Consider the following 21,487-nt stretch of genomic DNA (forward strand, 5'->3'; position numbering starts at 1 on the left):
GCGCTCACTCCGCTGCCTGGATTTTCGGCTCGATACCGTCTTCCTCAGCCGCCGGTGGTGCCGCCTTGGAGACAGGCTTCCGCTTGCCTAGATATTGCGAAATTGTGCCGACGACGCCCTTCGGCAGGAACAGCGTGACGGCGACGAAGAGACCGCCGAGTGCAAACAGCCAGAATTCCGGGAAGAGGCCGGTGAAGATCGTCTTGCCGCCGTTGACGAGGATCGCGCCGATGATCGGCCCGATCAGCGTCGCCCGCCCGCCGACCGCCGTCCAGATGACGACTTCGATCGAGTTCGCAGGGGCGAATTCGCCCGGATTGATGATACCGACCTGCGGCACGTAAAGCGCGCCGGCAATGCCCGCCATCATCGCCGAGACGACGAAGGTGAAGAGCTTGAAATGCTCGACGCGGTAGCCGAGGAAGCGCGTGCGGCTTTCGGCATCGCGCACGCCGACCAGCACCTTGCCGAATTTCGAGCGTACGATCGCCGAGGCGATCATCAGCGATAGAGCGAGAAAGATCGCGGTTGCGGCAAAGAGGGCTGCACGCGTGCCGTCAGCCTGTACGTTGAAACCGATAATGTCCTTGAAATCAGTGAGGCCGTTATTGCCGCCGAAGCCCATGTCGTTGCGGAAGAAGGCCAGCAGCAGCGCATAGGTCATCGCCTGGGTGATGATCGAGAGATAGACGCCGTTGACGCGTGAGCGGAAGGCAAACCAGCCGAAGACGAAGGCGAGCAGGCCGGGTACGACGAGCACCATCAGCGCCGCAAACCAGAAATGGTTGAAGCCGTACCAGAACCAGGGCAGATCCTTCCAGTTCAGGAACACCATGAAGTCGGGCAGAACAGGATCTCCGTAGCTGCCGCGCGTGCCGATCTGGCGCATCAGATACATGCCCATCGCATAGCCGCCGAGCGCAAAGAAGGCACCGTGGCCGAGGGAGAGGATGCCGCAGAAGCCCCAGACGAGGTCGAGCGCCAGCGCCAGCAGCGCATAGGTCAGGTACTTGCCGAACAGCGACATGATATAAGTCGGCACGTGCAGCGGGTTGGTCGGCCCCGTCATCAGGTTCAGGACGGGCACGAGGACCGCGACCAGAAGCAGGAGGGCGATGGCAATGACGATCTTGCGATCGAGTGATCGGAGAAGGAAGGCCGTAATCATGCTTCCACCGCCCTTCCTTTGAGTGCGAAGAGCCCGCGGGGACGCTTCTGGATGAAGAGAATGATGAGGACGAGCACCAGGATCTTGCCGAGCACGGCGCCGGCAAAGGGCTCGAGGAACTTGTTGACGACGCCGAGCGAGAGTGCACCGACTAGCGTACCCCAGAGATTGCCGACACCGCCGAAGACGACGACCATGAAGCTGTCGATGATGTAGGATTGACCGAGGTTCGGCGAGACGTTGTCAATCTGGCTGAGCGCCACGCCGGCGATGCCGGCAATGCCCGAGCCGAGCGCGAAGGTGAAGGCATCGACCCAACCGGTGCGGATGCCCATCGACGACGCCATGCGGCGGTTCTGCGTAACGGCGCGCATCTGCAGGCCGAAGGCGGACCGCTTGAGCAGCAGGAGCAGCGTCACAAAGACCACCATCGAAAAGACGATGATCCAAAGTCGGTTCCAGGTGATGGAGAGCCCGCCGAGATCGAAGACGCCGGACATCCAGGTCGGATTGCGGACCTCGCGGTTGGTCGGGCCGAAGATGCTGCGCACTGCCTGCTGCAGGATCAGCGACACACCCCAGGTAGCGAGCAGCGTTTCCAGCGGCCGACCGTAGAGATAGCGGATGACGGCGCGCTCGATCAGCAGACCGACGAAGCCGGTAAAGACGAAGGCCACAGGCACAGCAAAGGCCAGCGAATAATCGGCAAGCTCAGGAAAGGCGGAGGTTATGTATTCCTGCACGACATAGGTCGTATAGGCGCCGATCATCACCATTTCGCCATGCGCCATGTTGATGACGCCCATGACGCCGAAGGTGATGGCAAGGCCGATCGCGGCAAGCAGCAGTACCGAGCCGAGAGACAATCCGTACCAGATGTTCTGGACGATATCCCACAGCGCCAGGCTGCGATTGATGGAACTGATATCCGCCTGGATCGCCGGCTTCAGGTCTTCAGGCGCGGTTTCGAGTGTGGTCGTGAGGATGGTCAGCGCATCGCGGTTGCCGCGCGCTGCGATCGTATCGATCGCAGCCTTCTTGTCTTCGACGCTCGCATCCGTCTTGAGCAGCAGCACTGCGCGCGCCGCTTCCATCGTATTCTTGATCTCAGCGTCCTTTTCGGCCGCCAGCGCCGAGTTCAGCAGGTCGAGATTGGCGGGATCGGCATCCTTCAGGAGGCCCTGCGCCGCGGCAAGCCGCGCGGAACGGTCCGGGCTCATCAGCGTCAGCTGGCTGGTGGCGGCGCTGATGACGCCGCGAAGCGCATTGTTGATCTTCACCTTCGTCATCAGATCCGGATCGACATCGGCAGCGGCTTCGCCGGTGATCGGATCGGAATAGGTCGGTTCGTCATCGGTACCGCCCTGGAGAAGAACCGGGCCGCCATCGGAATTGACGTAGAGAAGGCCGTCACTCAACTGCTGCAGGATCTGGCTGACATGCTGGTCCTTGGAGGCGACCAGCGCTTTGATGGCCGCTTCGCGTTCCGGGAAGTCGCCGACGCCGAGCGCGTCGATGAGCACATGGATATCGTCCTGAGCCTGGGCTTCGCCCGAGATTATCACGCCCGAAAATGTCAGGCCCGAAAATGTCAGGCAAACCGTGATGAGGAAAATCTTTATGGCGCGATACATCGGCTTTCTCGCCCTTGATAGTGTTGGCCTCGCGGCGCAATCGCTGGGACGGAGCTTCCGCCCGGGATCAAACCCGGACGGAAGCCTTCAGGCAATCATCGGATCGGGGTTGTACTCAGGAACCCTTGCCGCCGCACTTGCCCGTAGCAACGTTGAAGTTGCCGCAGGACATCGGCTTGCGCCAATCGGAGATCAGGTCCTTGGAATCAGGCAGGAAGTCTGACCATTCGTCGCCGACGACGGCAGGTGTCTGCTGGACGATTTCGAACTGGCCGTCGGCCTGGATTTCACCGATCAGCACCGGCTTGGTGATGTGGTGGTTCGGCATGACGGTGGCATAGCCGCCGGAGAGGTTCGGAACGCTGACGCCGATGATGGTGTCGAGAACCTTGTCGGTGTCGGTCGTGCCGGCAGCCTGGACGGCCTTAACCCATGCGTTGAAGCCGATATAGGCGGCTTCCATCGGGTCGTTCGTCACGCGCTTGTCGTTCTTGGTGAACGCATGCCAGTCCTTGATGAACTTCTTGTTGGCAGGGCTTTCGACCGACTCGAAGTAGTTCCAGGCAGCGAGATGGCCGACGAGCGGCTTGGTGTCGAGACCGGCAAGCTCTTCTTCGCCGACCGAGAAGGCGACGACGGGAATGTCAGTTGCCTTGATGCCCTTGTTGCCCAGTTCCTTGTAGAAGGGAACGTTGGCATCGCCGTTGATCGTCGAGACGACGGCGGTCTTCTTGCCGGCCGAACCGAATTCCTTGATCTTGGAAACTTCGGTCTGCCAGTCGGAGAAGCCGAACGGCGTGTAGTTGGTCATGATGTCTTCTTTCGGAATACCCTTCGAAATCAGGTATGCCTCGAGAATCTTGTTGGTCGTGCGCGGATAAACGTAGTCCGTACCTTCGAGAACGAAGCGCTTGACGCCTTCTTTTTCCATCAGGTAGTCGACAGCAGGAATGGCCTGCTGGTTCGGAGCAGCACCCGTGTAGAAGATGTTGCGCGAGGACTCTTCGCCTTCATACTGGACCGGGTAGAAGAGGATCGAGTTGGTCTCTTCGAAAACCGGCAGAACGGACTTGCGCGACGAGGACGTCCAGCAACCGAAGACGGCGGCAACCTTGTCCTTCTGGATCAGCTCACGTGCCTTTTCGGCAAACAGCGGCCAATCGGAAGCCGGGTCGACGACGACGGCCTCAAGCTTCTTGCCGAGAAGGCCGCCCTTCTTGTTCTGCTCGTCGATGAGCATCAGCATGGCGTCCTTGAGCGTGGTCTCGGAGATGGCCATAGTGCCGGAAAGCGAGTGCAGAATGCCGACCTTGATCGTGTCGTCGGCGGCAACCGCACCGCTGAAGGCAGCCGAGGCCGCCATGACGGCGCCGAGTGCAGCGCCTGTAATAGTAGTTCTGAGATTCATCTGGTTGAGCCCCTCTTCTTGTGCCGCAACAGGCCGGAAACGGAGATTAACTGTTGCTTAAGGGACTATCGGGCGCTGCAGCGCAAAAACACATACGCAAAATGACGTAGGCGCGGGGGGCAAACAGGCAGACCAGGGAAGGAAGGGCATCCCCGCAGCAGGGATGCCCTATCTCGATACCGGAATTTATCCGTCGATCGTCAAGGTAACTGATGTCGGGCCGTAGGAGAGGGTCGCCTTGTGGCCGGAGACAGTGAACTTGCCGAAGGTGCCGGTCACGGCACTCGCCTTCAGGATTTCGATCTTCGTTCCGGGCGTTGGGGCATAGCCATCGGCAATCGTCACGTCGAGATCGCCGGCCAGCACTACCTTGCCTTCGACGACCAGTGTGCCCGCACCGTTTTCGCCGAGCGCCGGCTTCGTCGTGGCATTGGCGAGCTGCAGATAATCACCGCTCACCGTCAAAGGCTTGTCCGCCGCCAGAACGAGCGAGCCGCCATTGACCGTCAGCCCGCCACGACCGAAGGCCGACGGCGACAAGGCCACCAGCGCGCCCTCTTCCAGCACGGTGCCGCCGGAATAGCTGTTTGCGCCCGAAAGCCCGAGGATGCCGTTGCCGCGCTTCACCAGCCTGCCCTTGCCGGTAATGTCGTTCCGCCAGGTATCGATCGAATTGAACCCGCCCTTTGCCGCGTCCATCGTCACGGTCACGTCCTGTTCGAACGCAGCGTAACCGTCGGCGGCGGCAAACAGGTTGAGACGGCCGTAACCTTCCGCGTCGTCGAGGAGCGGGTAGCCGGAGGCGATCTCCGTCGTCTTCAGCACGTCGCGGCGCTGCTCGCCGTCCAGATAGGGCAGACGCGTTTCGAGAAGCGCTTCGGCGCCCTGCGGCACGCGAGCCGGCTGATCGGTCGCATGGATCGTCGGCAGGCCGTAGCTCAGGCGCTGCAGCACGTAGGCGCGATTGGCGTCATGATCGGCGAAACGATCTGTAGCCAGCGGTGCTGCATGGGCCGCAACCTCGAGCGTACCCGCATCCGCAACGCCTGATTTGGCGACGAGCCATGTCTGCGCTTGGCTGTAAGCATCGCTCTTCAGCGCCGCATTGTCGGCCTTGTTCAGATTGTAGACGACCGTAGCCGTGCCGAGCATCCGGCCGCCCATCACGTCAAGAGGAGAATGCATGCCGGCAAGGATGCGGTCTTCACCCAGCTCGCTGGCGCGCGTGATCATTTCCTGAAAGCGCTGCGGCACGAGATAGGCCATGGCGAGCGCATCCCGCCAGGCTTCCGCCGTATGCCCGCTCGGGAAACCGCCGTCCTCGACCGGCTTGCCGCTCTTGGCGGGCTCCAGCGTCGGCACCACCGACACGTCCTGGCTCCAGCGGTAGGGACGGCCATATTTGAAATAGCGTTTTGCAGGCTCCGTCGAGCCGTCACCGCTTGCGGCGTTGATGAAGTCGATTGCAAGGCCCATGTCGGGGTTGGCATCGGTCTTGTTTTCCGTGTCCGGCTTGCTGCCGGCGCCGCGATTGTTGCCCTTTTCGTCATATTTGACCGTCGTTGCGTCGGCCGCCACGGCGGTGATCGTGGTGGTCTGCTTCGAACCGGCCTTCCAGGCATCCGTCAGCGGACCGAGACCATCGACAATGCTGGCATTCTTGCCGCGCCGATCGTCGAGATAGGCAGCCACCGCCTGGTCGGCCGTCCGCGCCCGCGTCGCATTGACGACATAGGCAATGTTGGCGTCATGGACGGCCTGGCTGACAATGTGGCCATCGGTCTTGCTGGTGGGAATGCCGTCCCAATCCGTCTTGGCGACAGCCGGGCAATTGTCCTTGGCCGGGGCTTCGACACCCGCATCGACGAAAGGCGTGCGCGGGGTCCAGATTTCGAGGAATCCGGAGAGAAGGTGAACGGCAGCATTGGTGTCGACCGTCGAGAAGCAGGCGTCACCGCGCTTGTTGGTGTTTCCGGCCTGCGCATAGGGAGCTTTTGCCGCCGTGGCCTGCTCGGCGCTGGCAAGCGATGGCACGATGGAAAGCAGGCAGACGAGGGCGGTGCTCAGGCGGCAAAGGCTTAAAGTGGACATGTGGTACCCGAAATGGTTGAACGAACGCCGGGAGAGTTAGAGTTCTTACGTGACAGATCAATTGCAAAAATATTGCCATTCTGTGAACCAGTCGGTGTCCGCCTCTTGCCTTTCCCATCCATCCCGCCAAAACTGGCTGGAAGACGATGAGCCCAACCAGATTGCCGGAAAGAGGGCATGACAGCGCGCCAACGCATCATTCCGGTGAGACGCGAATACAATCGCTGGGTCGCCAACCAGACGCTGGAAGATTATGCGCTGCGCTTCACCGCCAAGAGCGCCCGGCATTTTTCCTCGCAGCGCATCTCGCAGACGGCGATCGGCGCGATCTCCTTCCTGGCGCTGGAGGCGATCGGCGGCGCGATCACCCTCTCCTACGGCACCACCAACGCCTTTTACGCCATCATCGTCGCCTCGATCGCCATGCTGGCGATCGGCCTGCCGATCAGCCGCTACGCCATCCGCCACGGCGTCGACATCGATCTTCTGACGCGCGGCGCGGGCTTCGGCTATATCGGCTCGACCATCACCTCGCTGATCTATGCAAGTTTCACCTTCATGCTGTTTGCGATCGAGGCTTCGATCATGTCCGGGGCGCTGGAGCTCACCCTCGGCATCCCGCTCTGGATCGGCTACATCATCAGCGCCGTCATGGTGATCCCGCTGGTGACGCACGGCGTGCGGCTGATCAGCAAGTTCCAGCTGATGACCCAGCCCTTCTGGATCGTGCTGAATATCCTGCCGTTCATCTTCATCGCCTTGCTGGACTGGGAAAAATTCGATCTCTGGCGCGCCTTTGCCGGCATCCGCCATGCCTCCGGCCCGCCCGGCACCGTCGCCGAATTCGATCTGGTGGAGTTCGGCGCTGCTTCTGCCGTCATCCTGGCGCTGATGTCGCAGATCGGCGAACAGGCCGACTTCCTGCGCTTCCTGCCGCCGGACCCGCAGCGCAAATGGCGCCATCGCCTGGCGATCTTTCTCGCCGGGCCGGGCTGGGTCATCATCGGCGCCCCGAAGCTGCTTGCCGGTTCCTTCCTGGTCGTGCTGACCTTCACCTCGGGCGTCCCCCTCGATCGCGCTGCCGACCCGGCGCAGATGTATCTGACCGCCTTCGGCTACATGGTCCCCTGGCACAATGCGGCGCTGCTATTGATGGCCGCTTTCGTCGTCGTCTCGCAGCTGAAGATCAACGTGATGAACGCCTATGCCGGCTCGCTCGCCTGGTCGAACTTCTTCTCGCGGCTGACCCACAGCCATCCCGGCCGCGTCATCTGGCTGGTCTTCAACGTCGCAATCGCCCTGCTTCTGATGGAACTCGGCATCTACCGGCTGCTGGAGGAAACGCTCGGCATCTTCTCGATCATCGCCATGGCCTGGCTGTGCACCATCTCCGCCGATCTTTTCATCAACAAGCCGCTGGGGTTGGCTCCCCCCGGCATCGAGTTCAAGCGCGCCCATCTTTACGACATCAACCCGGTCGGCCTCGGCGCCATGACGCTGTCGGCGACGGTGTCGCTGACTGCCCATTTCGGTGCCTTCGGCGAGATCGCCGCCTCGCTCGCCCCCTACATCACCCTCGTCATCGCGTTGATCGCCTCGCCTGTTATCGCCTGGGCGACGAAGGGCAAATTCTACCTCGCCCGCAAGCCGCGCCAGAGCTGGAAGAACCTGACGAGCATTACCTGCTCGGTCTGCGAACACCCGTTCGAGCCGGAGGACATGGCCTGGTGCCCGGCCTATGCCGCGCCGATCTGCTCGCTCTGCTGCTCGCTCGACAGCCGCTGCCACGACATGTGCAAGCCAGCTGCCCGTTTCAACGCACAGGTCGGCACCGTCGCCAAGGCGCTGCTGCCGGAAGCCATTCTGGGGAAGCTGACGACGCGCCTTGGCCGCTACGGCATCGCCGTCGTGCTCGCATTGACCGCCATCGGCGCGATCCTGGCGATGATCGCCCATCAGGTCGCCTCCGCCTCACCCGCGACGGGTGAGGTCGTCAACCGCACCATCCTCATCGTCTTCTTCGTCTTCTCGGTAATCTCGGGCGTCGTCTGCTGGTTCTATGTGCTCGCCCATGACAGCCGCGTCGTTGCCGAGGAGGAATCCTCGCGTCAGAACACGCTGCTGCTCAAGGAAATCGCCGCCCACAAGAAAACCGACGCCGCCTTGCAGAACGCCAAGGAGACGGCCGAGGCCGCCAACCGCGCCAAGAGCCGCTATGTCGTCGGGCTCAGCCATGAATTACGCACGCCGCTGAACGCGGTGCTCGGCTACGCCCAGATCCTGGAACGCGACGAGACCATTCCGGCGCCGCGCCAATCCTCGATCAAGGTCATCCGCCGCAGCGCCGAACACCTCTCCGGGCTGATCGACGGCCTGCTCGATATTTCCAAGATCGAGGCCGGCCGCCTGCAGGTCTATTCCAACGAGATCAACATTCAGGATTTCCTCGACCAGATCGTTGATATGTTCCGCCCGCAGGCGCAGGCAAAGGGGCTCGCCTTCATCCACGAGCGGTCGCCGGCCTTGCCGCAATTCGTCCGCACCGACGAAAAGCGCCTGCGCCAGATCCTGGTCAACCTGCTCTCCAATGCCATCAAGTTCACCGACGAAGGCAGCGTCACTTTCGATGTCGGCTATCGCAGCCAGGTTGCGACCTTCACCGTCGCCGATACCGGCCGAGGCATCACGGAAAAAGACCTGCCCCGCATCTACGAACCCTTCCAGCGCGGCGAGGCTGAAAGCGTGCGGCCAATGCCGGGCCTTGGCCTCGGCCTCACCATCACCCGGCTTCTGACCAACACGCTCGGCGGTGAGATCTCGGTTTCGAGCGTGAAAGATGAAGGCTCGACCTTCCGGGTCCGGCTGATGTTGTCCGCCGTCATGCGCGCGGTGGCCGCAGCGCCGCAGGAAAAGCGCATCGTCGGTTACGACGGCCCGCGCCGCACGGTCGTGGTCGTCGACGATAACGAGGACCACCGCGAGATGATGCGCGAAATCCTGGCGCCGCTGGATTTCATTGTGCTGACGGCGGCAGGCGGCGGCGAATGCCTGACGCTGATCGAGGGCATCATACCGGACCTCTTCCTTGTCGATATCCTGATGCCCGGCATGAACGGCTGGCAGCTCGTCTCGCGTCTGCGCGAGGCCGGTCAGACGGCGCCAGTGCTGATGCTTTCCGCCAATATCGGTGATGCGGCGGTTCTCAGCGACAGTGACGACAGCCACAACGATGCGATCGGCAAGCCGGTCGACATCCGCCAGCTGCGCGACAAGCTCGCCCTGCATCTCGGCCTGACATGGATCTTTGCCGATGCCGCGCCCGCCGTTCCTGTTAAGATCGAAGCGCCGATGCTGAGCCCAGGTGCTGCCCATGTGCAGGAATTGCTGCGGCTCGGCGAGATCGGCTATATCAGAGGTATCGAAGCCAAGCTTTCCGACCTTGCCAAGGTGGAGGCAAATCAGCCATTCACAGAGGAACTTCGCGCCTATGTCGCCGCCTTCGATCTCGCCGGCTTCATGACCTTCCTGCACGACTTCGACGAAAAGGTGGAATCCATTGGCTGAGCCGGCCCTCCCCCGTGACATCGTTCTGCTCGTCGACGACTCGGCCGAAGCGCTCGGCTTCTTGACCGACGCACTCGAACAATCCGGCTTCTCGGTGCTGATCGCCACGTCGGGCACGGCCGCACTTGGTATCGTCGAGCGCATCACGCCCGATATCATCCTGCTGGACGCGGTGATGCCCGCCATGGACGGCTTCGAGACCTGCCGCCGGCTGAAGGCGAATGCCGCGGTGGCGCAGGTGCCTGTCATCTTCATGACCGGCCTGACCGAGACCGAGCATGTCGTGCACGCGCTGGAATCCGGCGGCGTCGATTATCTCAGCAAGCCAATCAACATCGATGAACTGCGCGCCCGCATCCGTGTCCATCTGCGCAACGCTCGCTCGGCCCAAAGCGCCCGCATCGCGCTGGACGCGGCCGGCCGCCATCTGCTGGCGGTCAAGGGCGACGGCGCCATCCACTGGTCAACACCGCAAGCCACACGGCTGGTCAATGCCGCCATGGGCAGCGACGACGGCATGGAAATCGTCGTCCACCATATCGCCGGCTGGATGCGCGACCGCGTCGCCGCGGTGCGCGACGGCATCATCTCCGTTGCCCATGCCGGCCAAGCAGCGCTGCAGCTCGCCTTCCTCGGCGCAATCGGCCCTGACGAATATCTCTTCCGCCTCACTGCCGCCAATCAGCGCAGCGACGACGCGGTGCTGCGCCAGCGCTTTTCGCTCACCCAGCGCGAATCCGAAGTGCTGCTCTGGATTGCCAAGGGCAAGGCCAACCGCGACATCGGCGAAATATTGGGACTGTCGGCGCGGACGGTGAACAAGCACCTGGAACAGATTTATGTGAAGCTCGGCGTCGAGAACCGCGCATCGGCTGCCGTGAAGGCCACGCATGTGCTGCACGAGATGTAACATGGCGTTGGCGGCTGGTCGCTAAACCACCCGATCCGGCACATCCCTGCCCTCGAAAAACGCCGTCACGTTGTCGACCACCTTTATGCCCATGGCGGTCCGCGTCTCTTCCGTGGCGCTGCCGAGATGCGGCAGCACCATGACGTTCTCCATACGCCGCAGCGCCTCCGGCACATCAGGTTCCGCCTCGTAGACGTCAAGCCCGGCGCCGCGGATCGTGCCCGCCTTGAGTGCTGCAATCAGCGCCGCCTCATCCACCACGTCGCCACGCGCCGTATTGATGAGAAAGGCGTCCGGCTTCATCGCTGCAAGCCGTGCCGCATTCATCAGGTGTCGGTTCTCTGCTCCACCAGGGCAATGCAGCGAGACGAAATCGGCCACCGCCAGCACGGCCTCGATCGTCGGCAGCTGCCGCGCGCCGTAACGCGCCGCCTCCGCCGGATCGGTCGGTGAACGGTTGAAGAACACCACATCCATGCCGAAGCCGAAATGGCAGCGTTGCGCAAAGGCCTTGCCGATTCGGCCGAAACCGATAATACCGACCGTCTTCCCGCTCACCTTGGTGCCGACCAAATGCGTCGGGCACCAGCCCTTCCATTCGCCAGCGCGTAGCTGCCGCTCGCCCTCGCCACCGCGCCGGGCAACGGAGAGCAGCAACAACATGGCGATATCGGCCGTGCAGTCGGTCAACACGCCGGGCGTGTTCGTGACCGCAATGCCTCTGTTCTTGGCAGCTGTTATATCGATGTGATTGTAGCCGACGCCGAAATTGCCGAGGAACTTGGTAACAACAGGCACGCCGTCGAAGACGGCGGCGGGCAACCGGTCGGAAACCGTCGGCAATACGGCATCATAGGTCGAGAGCGCCAGCCGCAGCTCGTCTTTGCCGAGCGGAATATCGTCACGATTGAACGTCACGTCGAAACGTTCGGCAAGGACGGCTTCCACCGTGGCTGGCCAGCGCCGGGTGACAAGAATGCGGGGTTTGGACATGGACGGTTCCGCTCAACGCTTCAAAACGATGCCAAGAGTTAGACCAGCCAGGCGAAAATTGAAACGTCCGCAAAAAGAAAGAAGCCCGGTCGGAACCGGGCTTCGATAATCATGTCCCATAAAGGGGAGCGAGGCTTACATGCCCTGCGGGAAGTAGCTGTACTTGCCGTCCGGACCCTTCTTCCATTCGTACATGATGTAGCCAGGAATCTTCGGGTCGCCCTTTTCGTCAAACGAAATGTCGCCGAGAACGGTCGGGAACGGACCCTTTTCCTTCATGGCCTTGGCAACGGCCTCAGGATCCAGCGAACCGGCAGCCTTGGCGGCTCCAGCGATCGTCTGCATCGCAGCGTAGGAATAGAGCGTGTAGGCTTCCGGATTGAAACCAGCGGCCTTGAACTTTTCGACGAGTTCCTTGTTCGCAGGGTTCGCCGTCGGATCGGGGCCGAAGGTGTTCAGCGTACCGGCGACGGCGTCGCCAGCGATCGAGGCCAGTTCGTTCGAAACGATACCGTCGCCCGAAACCAGCGTCGCCTTCAGGCCCTGGTCAGCCGCCTGGCGGATGATGAGACCGGCTTCGGTGTGCAGACCACCCCAATAGATGATCGAGACGCCGGCTTCCTTCATCTTGGCGATGAGGGCCGAGAAGTCCTTGTCGCCGACATTGATGCCTTCATAAATGACTTCCGTCACGCCGGCGGCGTTCATAGACTTCTTGGTTTCGTCGGCAAGGCCCTGACCGTAGGGGGTCTTGTCGTGAACGACGGCGATCTTGGCGTCCTTGAAGTGGTCAGCAAGATACTTGCCGGCGATGGCACCCTGCTGGTCGTCACGGCCGCAGGTGCGGAACGTGTTCCAGAGGCCCCGTTCCGTGAAGGTCGGGTTCGTGGCGGCCGGGGTGATTTCGAGGATGCCGTTTTCGGCATAGACTTCCGAAGCCGGGATCGAAACGCCCGAGTTGAAGTGGCCGATGACGAACTTGACGCCGTCAGCAGCGAACTTGTTGGCGACCGAAATGCCCTGCTTCGGGTCGGAGACGTCGTCGCCGAGTTCGATCTTGATCTGCTCGCCGTTGATGCCGCCAGCCGCGTTGATGTCGGCGGCTGCCTGTTCAGCACCCTTCTGGAGCTGAGCGCCGAACGCGGCGTTCGGGCCAGTCAGCGGACCAGCGACAGCGATGAGGACGTCGGCCCAAGCGTTGCCGCTGAAGGCGACCATCGCCGTCAGAGCCACTGCCGACAGAAGAGACTTCTTCATATTATTACTCCCAATTTTTGGGCGGGTTCCGGTCCAAGGCCCAGCGCACTACCCACCATTGACTGCGCCAGGAAAGCTGTTCCACTCGGAAGGCAATTCATGCCTAGTTTCAACGGACTGTCAATGTTTGTCCTTCCACGAAAACGCGGAAGTCTTTTCGTACAGCCAGTAATAGTTGTTAACCATCTGATTGGTGCGGCGGTAGCGGAAGCCGGCCGTCGAGAACACCAGCAGCGTCACGAAGTCGAGGATATAGTAGAAGGCGTTGAGCATCGGGCCATTGAACAGGGCATGATGCAGGAACTGCATCGCCCAGGCGAGCAGGAATGTATAGACGATGACCAACGGATAGTCGGCCCAGCCTTCGGCAACCGCTTTGCCGGCGCGCCAGGCCGTCCAGAAGCCTAAGAGCAAGACGATGACACGGATCGCCACAAGGGGGCCGGCATCCGCTTCGAAGAAAAGTCCCTGCATGTCAAACTCTCCTTTCGACCTAGTGTCTTCCGCCTTCGAGATAGGCGGCGCGGACCTCGGGATTGGCAAGAAGCTCCTTGCCGGAGCCGCTCATCGTCACCTTGCCGTTCACCATCACGTAGGCGCGGTGAGAAAGCCTGAGGGCAGCGAACGCGTTCTGCTCGACGAGGAAAACGGTCAGCCCCTCCGCCTCGTTGAGCTTCTTGATCGCCTCGAAGATGCCCTTGACGATCAGCGGCGCAAGACCAAGCGAGGGTTCGTCGAGCAGCAGCAACTTCGGGCGCGCCATCAGCGCGCGGCCGATCGACAGCATCTGCTGCTCACCGCCCGAAAGTGTTCCGCCCCGCTGGGCGTGACGTTCCTTGAGACGCGGGAAGAGCGTGAAGATCTTCTCGACGTCTTCGGCGAAATGTTTCAGATTGTCGAGGCCTGCGCCCATCTGAAGATTTTCCAGAACCGTCATGCGCGGGAAGATGCGGCGGCCTTCTGGCGACTGTGCAATGCGTAGACGGGCGATTTCATGCGTCGGCATGCGGGTGATGTCGCGGCCCTCGAAGACCACCGAACCGGTGCGGGCCTGCGGGCTGCCGCAGATCGTCATCATCAGTGTCGACTTGCCGGCGCCATTGGCGCCTATCAGGCTGACGATCTCGCCCTTGTTGACGTGGACATCGACGCCGGCCAGCGCCCGGATATTGCCGTAATAGGTTTCGACGCCATTCACCTGAAGGAGCGGTTGACCCGTCATTACTTCATCGCCCATCAGTTTGCGCCTCCTTCGAGCTGCTCGACGGCTGCGATCACCTCTTCCACTTCTTCATCCTCGACACCGAGATAGGCCGCGATGACCCTCGGATCGTTCTTCACATGATCCGGCGTGCCGTCGGAGATCTTCTGACCATATTCGAGGACGACGACGTGGTCGGAGATTTCCATGACCACCGACATGTCGTGCTCGATCAGCAGAATCGACGTTCCTGTTTCGGCACGAATGCTCTTCAGCAGCGCGTTGAGCGTTGCAGATTCGCGTGGATTGAGGCCGGCAGCGGGTTCATCCAGACAGAGCAGCTCCGGGCCGGTACACATGGCGCGGGCAATTTCGAGACGCCGCTGGGCGCCATAGGGCAAATCGCCGGCGGGATCGTCGGCGCGGTCGATCAGATCGGCCTTCTCAAGCCAGAAACGCGCAAGCTCGATCGCCCCGGCCGCTTCCCGCCTATACGGGCCGACACCGATAAGGCCGAGGATCGTATAACCCGACGCCTTCATCAGCTTGTTGTGCTGGGCAACCAACAGGTTTTCGAGAACGGTCAGGCCGGAGAACAGCCGGATGTTCTGGAAGGTACGCGCGACCTTGGCTTCCCTGGTGATGCGAAAGTCCGGCAGGCGCTCCAGCAGATATTGCTTGCCGCTCTTCTGGTTGAACGTGATCATGCCCATCGTCGGCTTGTAGAAGCCGGTGATGCAGTTGAAGACGGTGGTCTTGCCGGCGCCGTTCGGCCCGATCAGCGCGGTGATATCGCCGCGCTTGGCTTCGAAGGAGAAGTCGTTGATGGCCATCAGGCCGCCGAACTTCATCGACAGGTGTTCGACCTTGAGAAGAGTGTCGTCAGACATCGTATTCGTTACGGGGCTCATCAACCATGGCCCTCCTTGATGAAGCTTCCGGATATCGCCTTGCGCTCTCGGAGGAAGGCTGTCGGCTCACGCGAGCCGACGAAGCCGCGCGGCTTGAACAACATGACGACGACCATGGCGAGGCCAAAGATCAACATGCGGTAGAGTTCCGGCGTAAAATCGGGTCCGAAGATGAGTTTTAGGAAGTCCATGCTGCGCAACAACTCGGTGCCGCCGACCATGACGATGGCAGCGATCGCGATGCCGGTCAACGAGCCCATGCCGCCGAGAACGACGATAGCGAGAATGACGGCCGATTCCAGGAAGACGAAGGATTCCGGCGAAACGAAGCCCTGGCGGGCGGCGAAGAACGAGCCGGCGAAACCGGCAAACATCGCGCCCGTCGCAAAGGCGGTGAGTTTGGTCGTCACCGTGTTGATGCCGAGCGAACGGCAGGCGATCTCGTCTTCGCGCAAGGCTTCCCAGGCGCGTCCGATCGGCATGCGGCGCAGCCGGATGGTGACATAGGCCGTCAGCATGCAGAGCGCCAGGATCAGGTAAAAGAGGAAGATCTTGTAGTAGGCCGAGGAGGGCGGCAGGTGAAAGAGCTTGGCAAAACCGCCGGCCGTCGCATCGAAGGGAATGCCGAAGAGTGTTGCCTTCGGGATGCTCGAGATACCGAAGGTACCCCTCGTCACGTCAGTCCAGTTGATGAGGACGAGACGAATGATTTCACCGAAGGCAAGCGTCACGATGGCGAGGTAATCGCCGCGCAGGCGCAGCACCGGGAAGCCGAGAATGACGCCCCAGAGTGCCGCGAAGATGCCCGAAAGCGGCAGCAGCACCCAGAAGGACAGGCCGAAATAGCTCGAAAGCAGCGCGTAGGAATAAGCGCCGACGGCATAGAAGGCGACGTAACCGAGATCGAGCAGGCCGGCGAGGCCGACGACGATGTTCAGCCCCCAGGCGAGCATCACATAGATCAGGATCTGGATGCCGAAATTGTCGACATATGTCAGCGAGCCCTGAGGGCCTTTGATCGCCACCACCACCATGGGATAAAGCAGCAGCGCGATCAGCGCGATCTTCAGGAAATGCCGGTGGAAGAAGCTTTTCTCGGTTGAGATGTCGAGTTCGCCCTGCCTCGCCTTTGCCAGCTTGCGGCTGTCGAGATGCGGCCGCAGGAAAACCACTGTGGCGAAGCGGCCGATGGCGGCGACCGCGACGAAGATCGCAAGCAGGCCCCAGCGCTGGACGATGATCAGCTCGTTGCTGATGTTCTGGTCGGTCTTGAGGCCGACATAGAGAACGAACATGCCGAACGACAGGACGGCGGCGAAAAGAGCTTCGGTAAGGCCTTTGCGGACAAGTCCGGCATCGGGCTTGCCTGCAGAATTTTCAATGTTTGCCATGACGTTATACCTTCTCGACTTCCGGCCGCCCGAGGATGCCGGTCGGCTTGAAGATCAACACGAAAGCCAGGATCGCAAAGGTCGCGACGTCTTTGTAGGCGATGGTGAAGTATGCCGACCACAGCGACTCGATAAGGCCGATAAGCAGGCCGCCGAAGACGGCGCCGGGTAACGAACCGATACCGCCGAGAACGGCTGCCGTGAAGGCCTTCACACCAGGCGTGAAGCCGTCGTTAAACGAGGCGACGCCATAATACATCAGGTACATCGTGCCGGCGACGGCTGCGAGTGCCGCACCCATAACGAAAGTGATCGAGATCGTCTGGTCGACGTTGACGCCGAGCAGCGCCGCCATCTTGCGATCCTGCTCTGTGGCGCGCTGGGCACGGCCGAGTGCGGTGCGATTGACGATGTACCAGAAGATCGTGAGCAGCACTGCCGTGATCACGATGATGATGATCTGTTTTAGCGACACCGAGATGTTGCCGAACTGGTAGATCGTGCTCACCATTGGTGGAATCGGCTTGTTGCGCGGGCCCTGCGTCACCTGGATGAAGTTGGACAGCGTGATCGACATGCCGATCGCGGTAATCAGCGGCGCCAGGCGGAAGGAACCGCGCAGAGGACGGTATGCGACGCGCTCAATCGTCCAGTTCCACAAACTCGTCATCAACATCGCGACGACAAGCATCGCCAGCAGCAGAACTGCCACCGGGAGACCTGCGAAAATGGATGTGAGGACGAGGAAGACGATAAGAGCGGCGAAACCACCGAGCATGAAGATGTCGCCGTGGGCGAAATTGATCATGCCGATAATGCCGTAAACCATCGTATAGCCAATAGCCACAAGGCCATAGATGGATCCAAGCGTCAGCCCATTTAAGAGCTGCTGGACGAAATACTCCATATGTCGTTTTCCCCTGGATGCGAGCGAAAGATGCTGCATCTCTTTTTGGTTCTTCAGTTCTCCGTTTCAGAGAACCTCATAGGCCGAATGCATAGCGGTTTCGTTGGAAATGTGAAGACAAAAAGGATTTACTCCGACAGATTCTTGTCAGAACAGGCCTAACTGGCGCGTTTTGAACCAAAATCCACAGAAAAACGGCAGAGCAGGGCCTATTTTTAGCCAGAAACTGCCACTGGGTTAACCATCCGGAGATATTGCCGTCGATTTCCTGCTCGGCTTGCTGCGTAAGTTATTCCACAGAATTGGAAGATGGAGCAAATTCAGACCCCAAGGCAGCCTCTTTGACGAATGCCATTTCACAAGGGATGCCCCATCTTCGTCTGACAAGGCCGAAAACTTATGGTAGCATCATCAAGCTGTGTATTGAGGGATGCAGAGCACGACGGGGAACACCATATAGCTTAAGTATCTGGTTGTAATAGGGATGGTTTGCGGACGAGCGACAGCGGGGTGCTCGCCGCGTGGCGAACGGCTGAAGGACAATGCTGAGGACATTTGAAAAGGCGGCGCTCGAAGCCGGCAAGGCCATCATCACGGTCCTGCGCGAAGGCTTCCCCGTCGCCATGAAGGCGGATGCAAGTCCGGTCACGGTCGCCGACGAAGAGGCCGAACGCATCATCCTCGCTCATCTCGCCAGAGATTATCCCGAAATACCCGTCGTGGCGGAAGAATCGGTCGCCGCCGGCAAGGTGCCTGACATTGCCGGCCGTGGCTTCTTTCTCGTCGACCCTCTCGATGGCACCCGTGAATTCGTCGACGGACGCCAGGAATTCACCGTCAACATCGCCTATATCGAGAACGGCGCCCCGGTGGCGGGCATCGTCTACGCGCCAGCGCTCGGACTTGCCTTCTCGGGAGAACGCGGCCACGCCGAAAGGCTCGTCGTGACGGATGATTTCACGATTGGCGCACGCAGCACAATCACTGTGCGCGAACAGCCCGACGACAGGCTGGCGCTTGCAAGCCTTCGCCACAACAGCCCGGAAACCGGAAGCTTCCTCGCCGACCACGCGATCTTCAAATGCACCAATATCGGCTCCTCGCTGAAATTCTGCCTGCTGGCCGAAGGCAAGGCCGACGTCTATCCGCGCTTCACCCGCACGATGGAATGGGACACCGCGGCCGGCGATGCGGTGCTGCGCGCCGCCGGCGGCTCGACAGTGACGCTGGACGGAACGCCGCTGACCTACGGCAAGACGGGAACGGCGGCCGATTTCGACTTCGCCAACCCGAACTTCATCTCCTGGGGCGGCAGGAAACGCGTCCTTGAACCGGCGTGACCATCCTCAGGATCGCTGAATACCGGCAAGCGGCGCGATTCTCTGCATCGTAGCCATGAGCTCAGACCTGTCGTCGCCGACAATCTGCGACTGGCCTCCGGCATGCGCCCCAACTGAGCAAGCCGTCCCTCCTTAAAGCATGTCCACGATCCCATACCGGCTGTGAAGTGATTCGCGTTATCGGGCTTGATCAAGCGATTCGGGCCGCGAATTCGTTACCCTGCATCTTTTCAAGACGCTGCCTGCCATCAATCCTGCCTTGGTTTTGTCACATTTCGGCACTGCTTCGACAGTGATCGATATCTTCATCCGAAAAATTTCGCCGCGTGTTCCGTTAAGAAATATGCTTAAGAGACCCGGTGCACGTGTCGAAACGGCACGTCGCCAACCCCCGGTGACCCCCTGCCAAAGGCCTAGAAACTTTGACAAAATTCCAATTATTAACGAAATATCATGAGCTTGCCTCAACTTAACGCAAGTGCGAAAGATTTGTTGCGATGCGATATTTCTCTGGACACCATTACACAATTGTCGCATTTTTCCGTTCTAGTAGGGTTACCAAGACCTGAGTGCAGCCCTGGTGACAGGGTTAACCATTGATCGCCTATTGCCGCCGCGCCCCCTCGAAGACAACAGAGTACGATCCTTGAGCATCACAGAACTAAACAACAGCATTTCGACAGAATCCTTCCGGCCGAGCCGCCGCCAGCAGCCGAGCCTGAAGATCCAGACCCCTGTTATCCATAGCGATGCGCCGCAGGCGCCGTTGGTGGATCTGGTCCTGAAGCGGGCGTTCGACATTATGTCGTCGTTGAGCGCCCTCCTCGTCCTCGCCCCTTTCCTTCTGTTCGTCGCCCTGCTGATCAAACTCGACAGCCCGGGACCGGTGCTCTTCAAGCAGACCCGCTGGGGCAAGAACTGCAAGGCCATCAAGGTCTACAAGTTCCGTTCCATGCGCACCGACCTCTGCGACGTCTCCGGCGTTGCCCAGACGGTGAAGAACGATCCGCGCGTAACCCGCATCGGCGCCATCCTGCGTCGCACGAATGTCGATGAGTTGCCGCAGCTGCTGAACGTGCTGCTGGGCCACATGTCGGTCGTCGGCCCGCGTTGCCATGCAATCGGCATGCGCGCCGGCGGTATGCTCTACGAAGAGCTCGTACCGGAATACCATCAGCGCCATGCGATGCGTCCTGGCATGACGGGTCTTGCCCAGATGCGCGGCCTGCGCGGCCCGACCGATCGTCCGGCCAAGGCGCGTGCACGCATCGCCAGCGATCTCTACTACGTCGGGAATTTTTCGATCTTGATGGACATGCGTATCGTTTTCGGAACCGTCGTGTCGGAACTGACCCGCGGAAAAGGCTTCTAAGCGTTAAGCTTTGCGAGAAACGGCCGGCTGCCTTGTGCATGTCGCCGAAAGGTGTGCAGCGGTTTTGGGAAACCGACATGCTGAAACAAAGACCTAAAGCGTGATGCGACGCGCTTTAGAGCAGCCGGTACCGGAAGGCTCTGGCGACCGCCTGCATGCGGTTGACCGAATCGAGCTTGCGCATCGCGCTCTTCAGATAACCTGCCACCGTATGCGACGAGAGATCGAGGATGATCGCGATCTCGTCGCTGCTCTTGCCGACCGCCGACTACAGCGCCGCGCGTCTTATTAGATGCGCAAAGGACGCTGTAGCACTTTGAATTGCTGCCTGATTCCTTAAATCGATTCCGATTTAAGGAATCAGGCAGCGTCGCAGGCATTCGATTTCGCGCCGGGTGAGCGTCTCCGACGGACCGTCTTCCGGGTTGCCATTGCGCCAAACCTTGTCCAGAAGCTCCATGCAGCCGCACCATCGCCTGCTCCCGCGTGGGCATAGGACAGTCGCCTGAGAAGGCGAAGATGTATTGTTTCAGGTCAGCGTCATGCAGCGCGAAGGCGAAGGTATTCTTCAGCCCGTGCATCTGAAAGAGCGTGTTGAGTCTGCGGTTTCCCTGATTGGCGGCGCTGCCCGCAAACGCCACTCTTTGCAGAAGATCGGCACGATCGTCCGCTTCATCGCGGTCACCAGTCTGCTGCAATAGAAGAGATCGGCGGCCTCGTAAAAGCCGACAAGGCTTTGCGGCCAGTTGCTGATCAGCCGGTTTTCGATGAAAGCCGTTCGGCCGCCCACGGGAAAACCGAGAGCAGATAAAAATCGAAGCCCGCAAACTTCGCCATCTCCCGTGCCGTTCCTTGCCGTCGTTAAACGAAACCCCTGCGCCATCGGCCTGCGAACGCGAAAATGCAGCATCCTCAGCGCAGTCGTCGACTGCGCGCTCACGTATTTTCATCTTCGTATCCTCGTATGGCCAGCTTCGGCTCGGCCTCGCTGCCGGCGGCGAGAAGCTCGCGCCGGAACATCAGCAAAGACGACCTTCTGCCCCGCATCCCGAGGACACGAAGCATCAAAAGCGCGAAATGGACTGATACAGCGGGAAGAACGGAGACGAGGTCTTGCGCTCATTCTTTTGTTGCAGCGCTTATAAGATCATCCCGGAAAATCCGGTAATCTTTATTCCGCATGCTCCCATGCAGGCGCTACAAATTGACGTAGCGGCAGGCGGCCGCCGCAAATTCGCGGCCCGAGGGCATCTAAATTTGTTATCAAAGTCTTACGATGGGTTTAGGCAATTTTTAAATGTGGCAGGCTAGAGTGGGGCTCGTGGTCTTGCGTTGTGTAG

General features: G+C 60.5%; 15 protein-coding genes and 1 pseudogene. 4 read left to right on the forward strand and 12 right to left on the reverse strand.

The annotated features are described in order from the left end of the window. Positions 1-4: 4 nt before the first annotated feature. From urtC to CUJ84_RS17610, 4 genes are all read right to left on the reverse strand, one after another. The gene (gene urtC, locus CUJ84_RS17595) at positions 5-1,168 is read right to left on the reverse strand and encodes an urea ABC transporter permease subunit UrtC (protein WP_105007157.1); all 1,164 of its coding nucleotides are present in this window, start codon (positions 1,166-1,168) and stop codon (positions 5-7) included. Then, on the reverse strand, positions 1,165-2,802 hold the full coding sequence (urtB, locus tag CUJ84_RS17600) for an urea ABC transporter permease subunit UrtB (protein ID WP_105007158.1): 1,638 nt from the start codon (positions 2,800-2,802) through the stop codon (positions 1,165-1,167). Before urtB ends, urtC begins: the two co-directional genes overlap by 4 nt. 115 nt (positions 2,803-2,917) lie before the next feature. After that, positions 2,918-4,210: an urea ABC transporter substrate-binding protein gene (gene urtA, locus CUJ84_RS17605; protein ID WP_003561963.1), complete on the reverse strand. Its 1,293-nt coding sequence runs from the start codon at positions 4,208-4,210 to the stop codon at positions 2,918-2,920. A gap of 186 nt (positions 4,211-4,396) precedes the next feature. Continuing rightward, positions 4,397-6,301, reverse strand: coding sequence for an acid phosphatase (locus tag CUJ84_RS17610; protein WP_105007159.1), 1,905 nt, complete (start codon positions 6,299-6,301; stop codon positions 4,397-4,399). A 177-nt stretch (positions 6,302-6,478) separates the two neighbouring features. Between CUJ84_RS17610 and CUJ84_RS17615 the strand changes: the two genes are divergently transcribed. Both CUJ84_RS17615 and CUJ84_RS17620 read left to right on the forward strand, forming a co-directional pair. Continuing rightward, positions 6,479-9,865 (forward strand): hybrid sensor histidine kinase/response regulator, encoded by a 3,387-nt coding sequence (locus CUJ84_RS17615; protein WP_105007160.1) that lies wholly within the window; start codon positions 6,479-6,481, stop codon positions 9,863-9,865. Then, entirely contained in the window at positions 9,858-10,775 is a 918-nt protein-coding gene (locus tag CUJ84_RS17620) for a response regulator transcription factor (protein ID WP_027683356.1), read from the forward strand. Before CUJ84_RS17615 ends, CUJ84_RS17620 begins: the two co-directional genes overlap by 8 nt. A gap of 21 nt (positions 10,776-10,796) precedes the next feature. Here the strand turns inward: CUJ84_RS17620 and CUJ84_RS17625 are convergent, their stop codons facing one another. The 7 genes from CUJ84_RS17625 to CUJ84_RS17655 form a co-directional block, all read right to left on the reverse strand. Next, the gene (locus CUJ84_RS17625; RefSeq protein WP_105007161.1) at positions 10,797-11,768 is read right to left on the reverse strand and encodes a 2-hydroxyacid dehydrogenase; all 972 of its coding nucleotides are present in this window, start codon (positions 11,766-11,768) and stop codon (positions 10,797-10,799) included. A 135-nt stretch (positions 11,769-11,903) separates the two neighbouring features. After that, complete coding sequence (locus tag CUJ84_RS17630; protein ID WP_105007162.1) at positions 11,904-13,025, reverse strand: branched-chain amino acid ABC transporter substrate-binding protein; 1,122 nt, start codon at positions 13,023-13,025, stop codon at positions 11,904-11,906. 120 nt (positions 13,026-13,145) lie between these two features. Continuing rightward, positions 13,146-13,499 (reverse strand): DUF6867 family protein, encoded by a 354-nt coding sequence (locus tag CUJ84_RS17635; protein WP_003561969.1) that lies wholly within the window; start codon positions 13,497-13,499, stop codon positions 13,146-13,148. A 19-nt stretch (positions 13,500-13,518) separates the two neighbouring features. Further along, positions 13,519-14,262, reverse strand: a complete 744-nt coding sequence (locus CUJ84_RS17640) for an ABC transporter ATP-binding protein (protein WP_018073714.1) — start codon at positions 14,260-14,262, stop codon at positions 13,519-13,521. Continuing rightward, a complete protein-coding gene (locus CUJ84_RS17645; protein WP_105007163.1) occupies positions 14,262-15,137 on the reverse strand; it encodes an ABC transporter ATP-binding protein in 876 nt (291 codons plus the stop codon). Before CUJ84_RS17645 ends, CUJ84_RS17640 begins: the two co-directional genes overlap by 1 nt. Then, positions 15,137-16,528 carry a high-affinity branched-chain amino acid ABC transporter permease LivM gene (livM, locus tag CUJ84_RS17650; RefSeq protein ID WP_105007164.1) on the reverse strand — a complete coding sequence of 464 codons (1,392 nt, stop codon included), beginning with the start codon at positions 16,526-16,528 and terminating at the stop codon, positions 15,137-15,139. The genes CUJ84_RS17645 and livM overlap by 1 nt, the downstream gene beginning before the upstream one ends. A gap of 4 nt (positions 16,529-16,532) precedes the next feature. Beyond that, complete coding sequence (locus CUJ84_RS17655) at positions 16,533-17,435, reverse strand: branched-chain amino acid ABC transporter permease (RefSeq protein WP_105007165.1); 903 nt, start codon at positions 17,433-17,435, stop codon at positions 16,533-16,535. Between the two features lie 542 nt (positions 17,436-17,977). Here CUJ84_RS17655 and cysQ point away from each other — a divergent pair. Then, positions 17,978-18,775, forward strand: a complete 798-nt coding sequence (gene cysQ / locus CUJ84_RS17665) for a 3'(2'),5'-bisphosphate nucleotidase CysQ (RefSeq protein WP_027683353.1) — start codon at positions 17,978-17,980, stop codon at positions 18,773-18,775. A gap of 646 nt (positions 18,776-19,421) precedes the next feature. Then, positions 19,422-20,147, forward strand: a complete 726-nt coding sequence (locus CUJ84_RS17670; protein ID WP_027683352.1) for a sugar transferase — start codon at positions 19,422-19,424, stop codon at positions 20,145-20,147. Positions 20,148-20,262: 115 nt separating this feature from the next. Here the strand turns inward: CUJ84_RS17670 and CUJ84_RS39380 are convergent. Next, a pseudogene (locus tag CUJ84_RS39380) lies at positions 20,263-21,097 on the reverse strand (LuxR C-terminal-related transcriptional regulator). Between the last annotated feature and the right edge of the window lie 390 nt (positions 21,098-21,487).

Origin of the sequence: Rhizobium leguminosarum (assembly GCF_002953715.1) — a bacterium.
Taxonomy (GTDB): Bacteria; Pseudomonadota; Alphaproteobacteria; order Rhizobiales; family Rhizobiaceae; genus Rhizobium; species Rhizobium leguminosarum_V.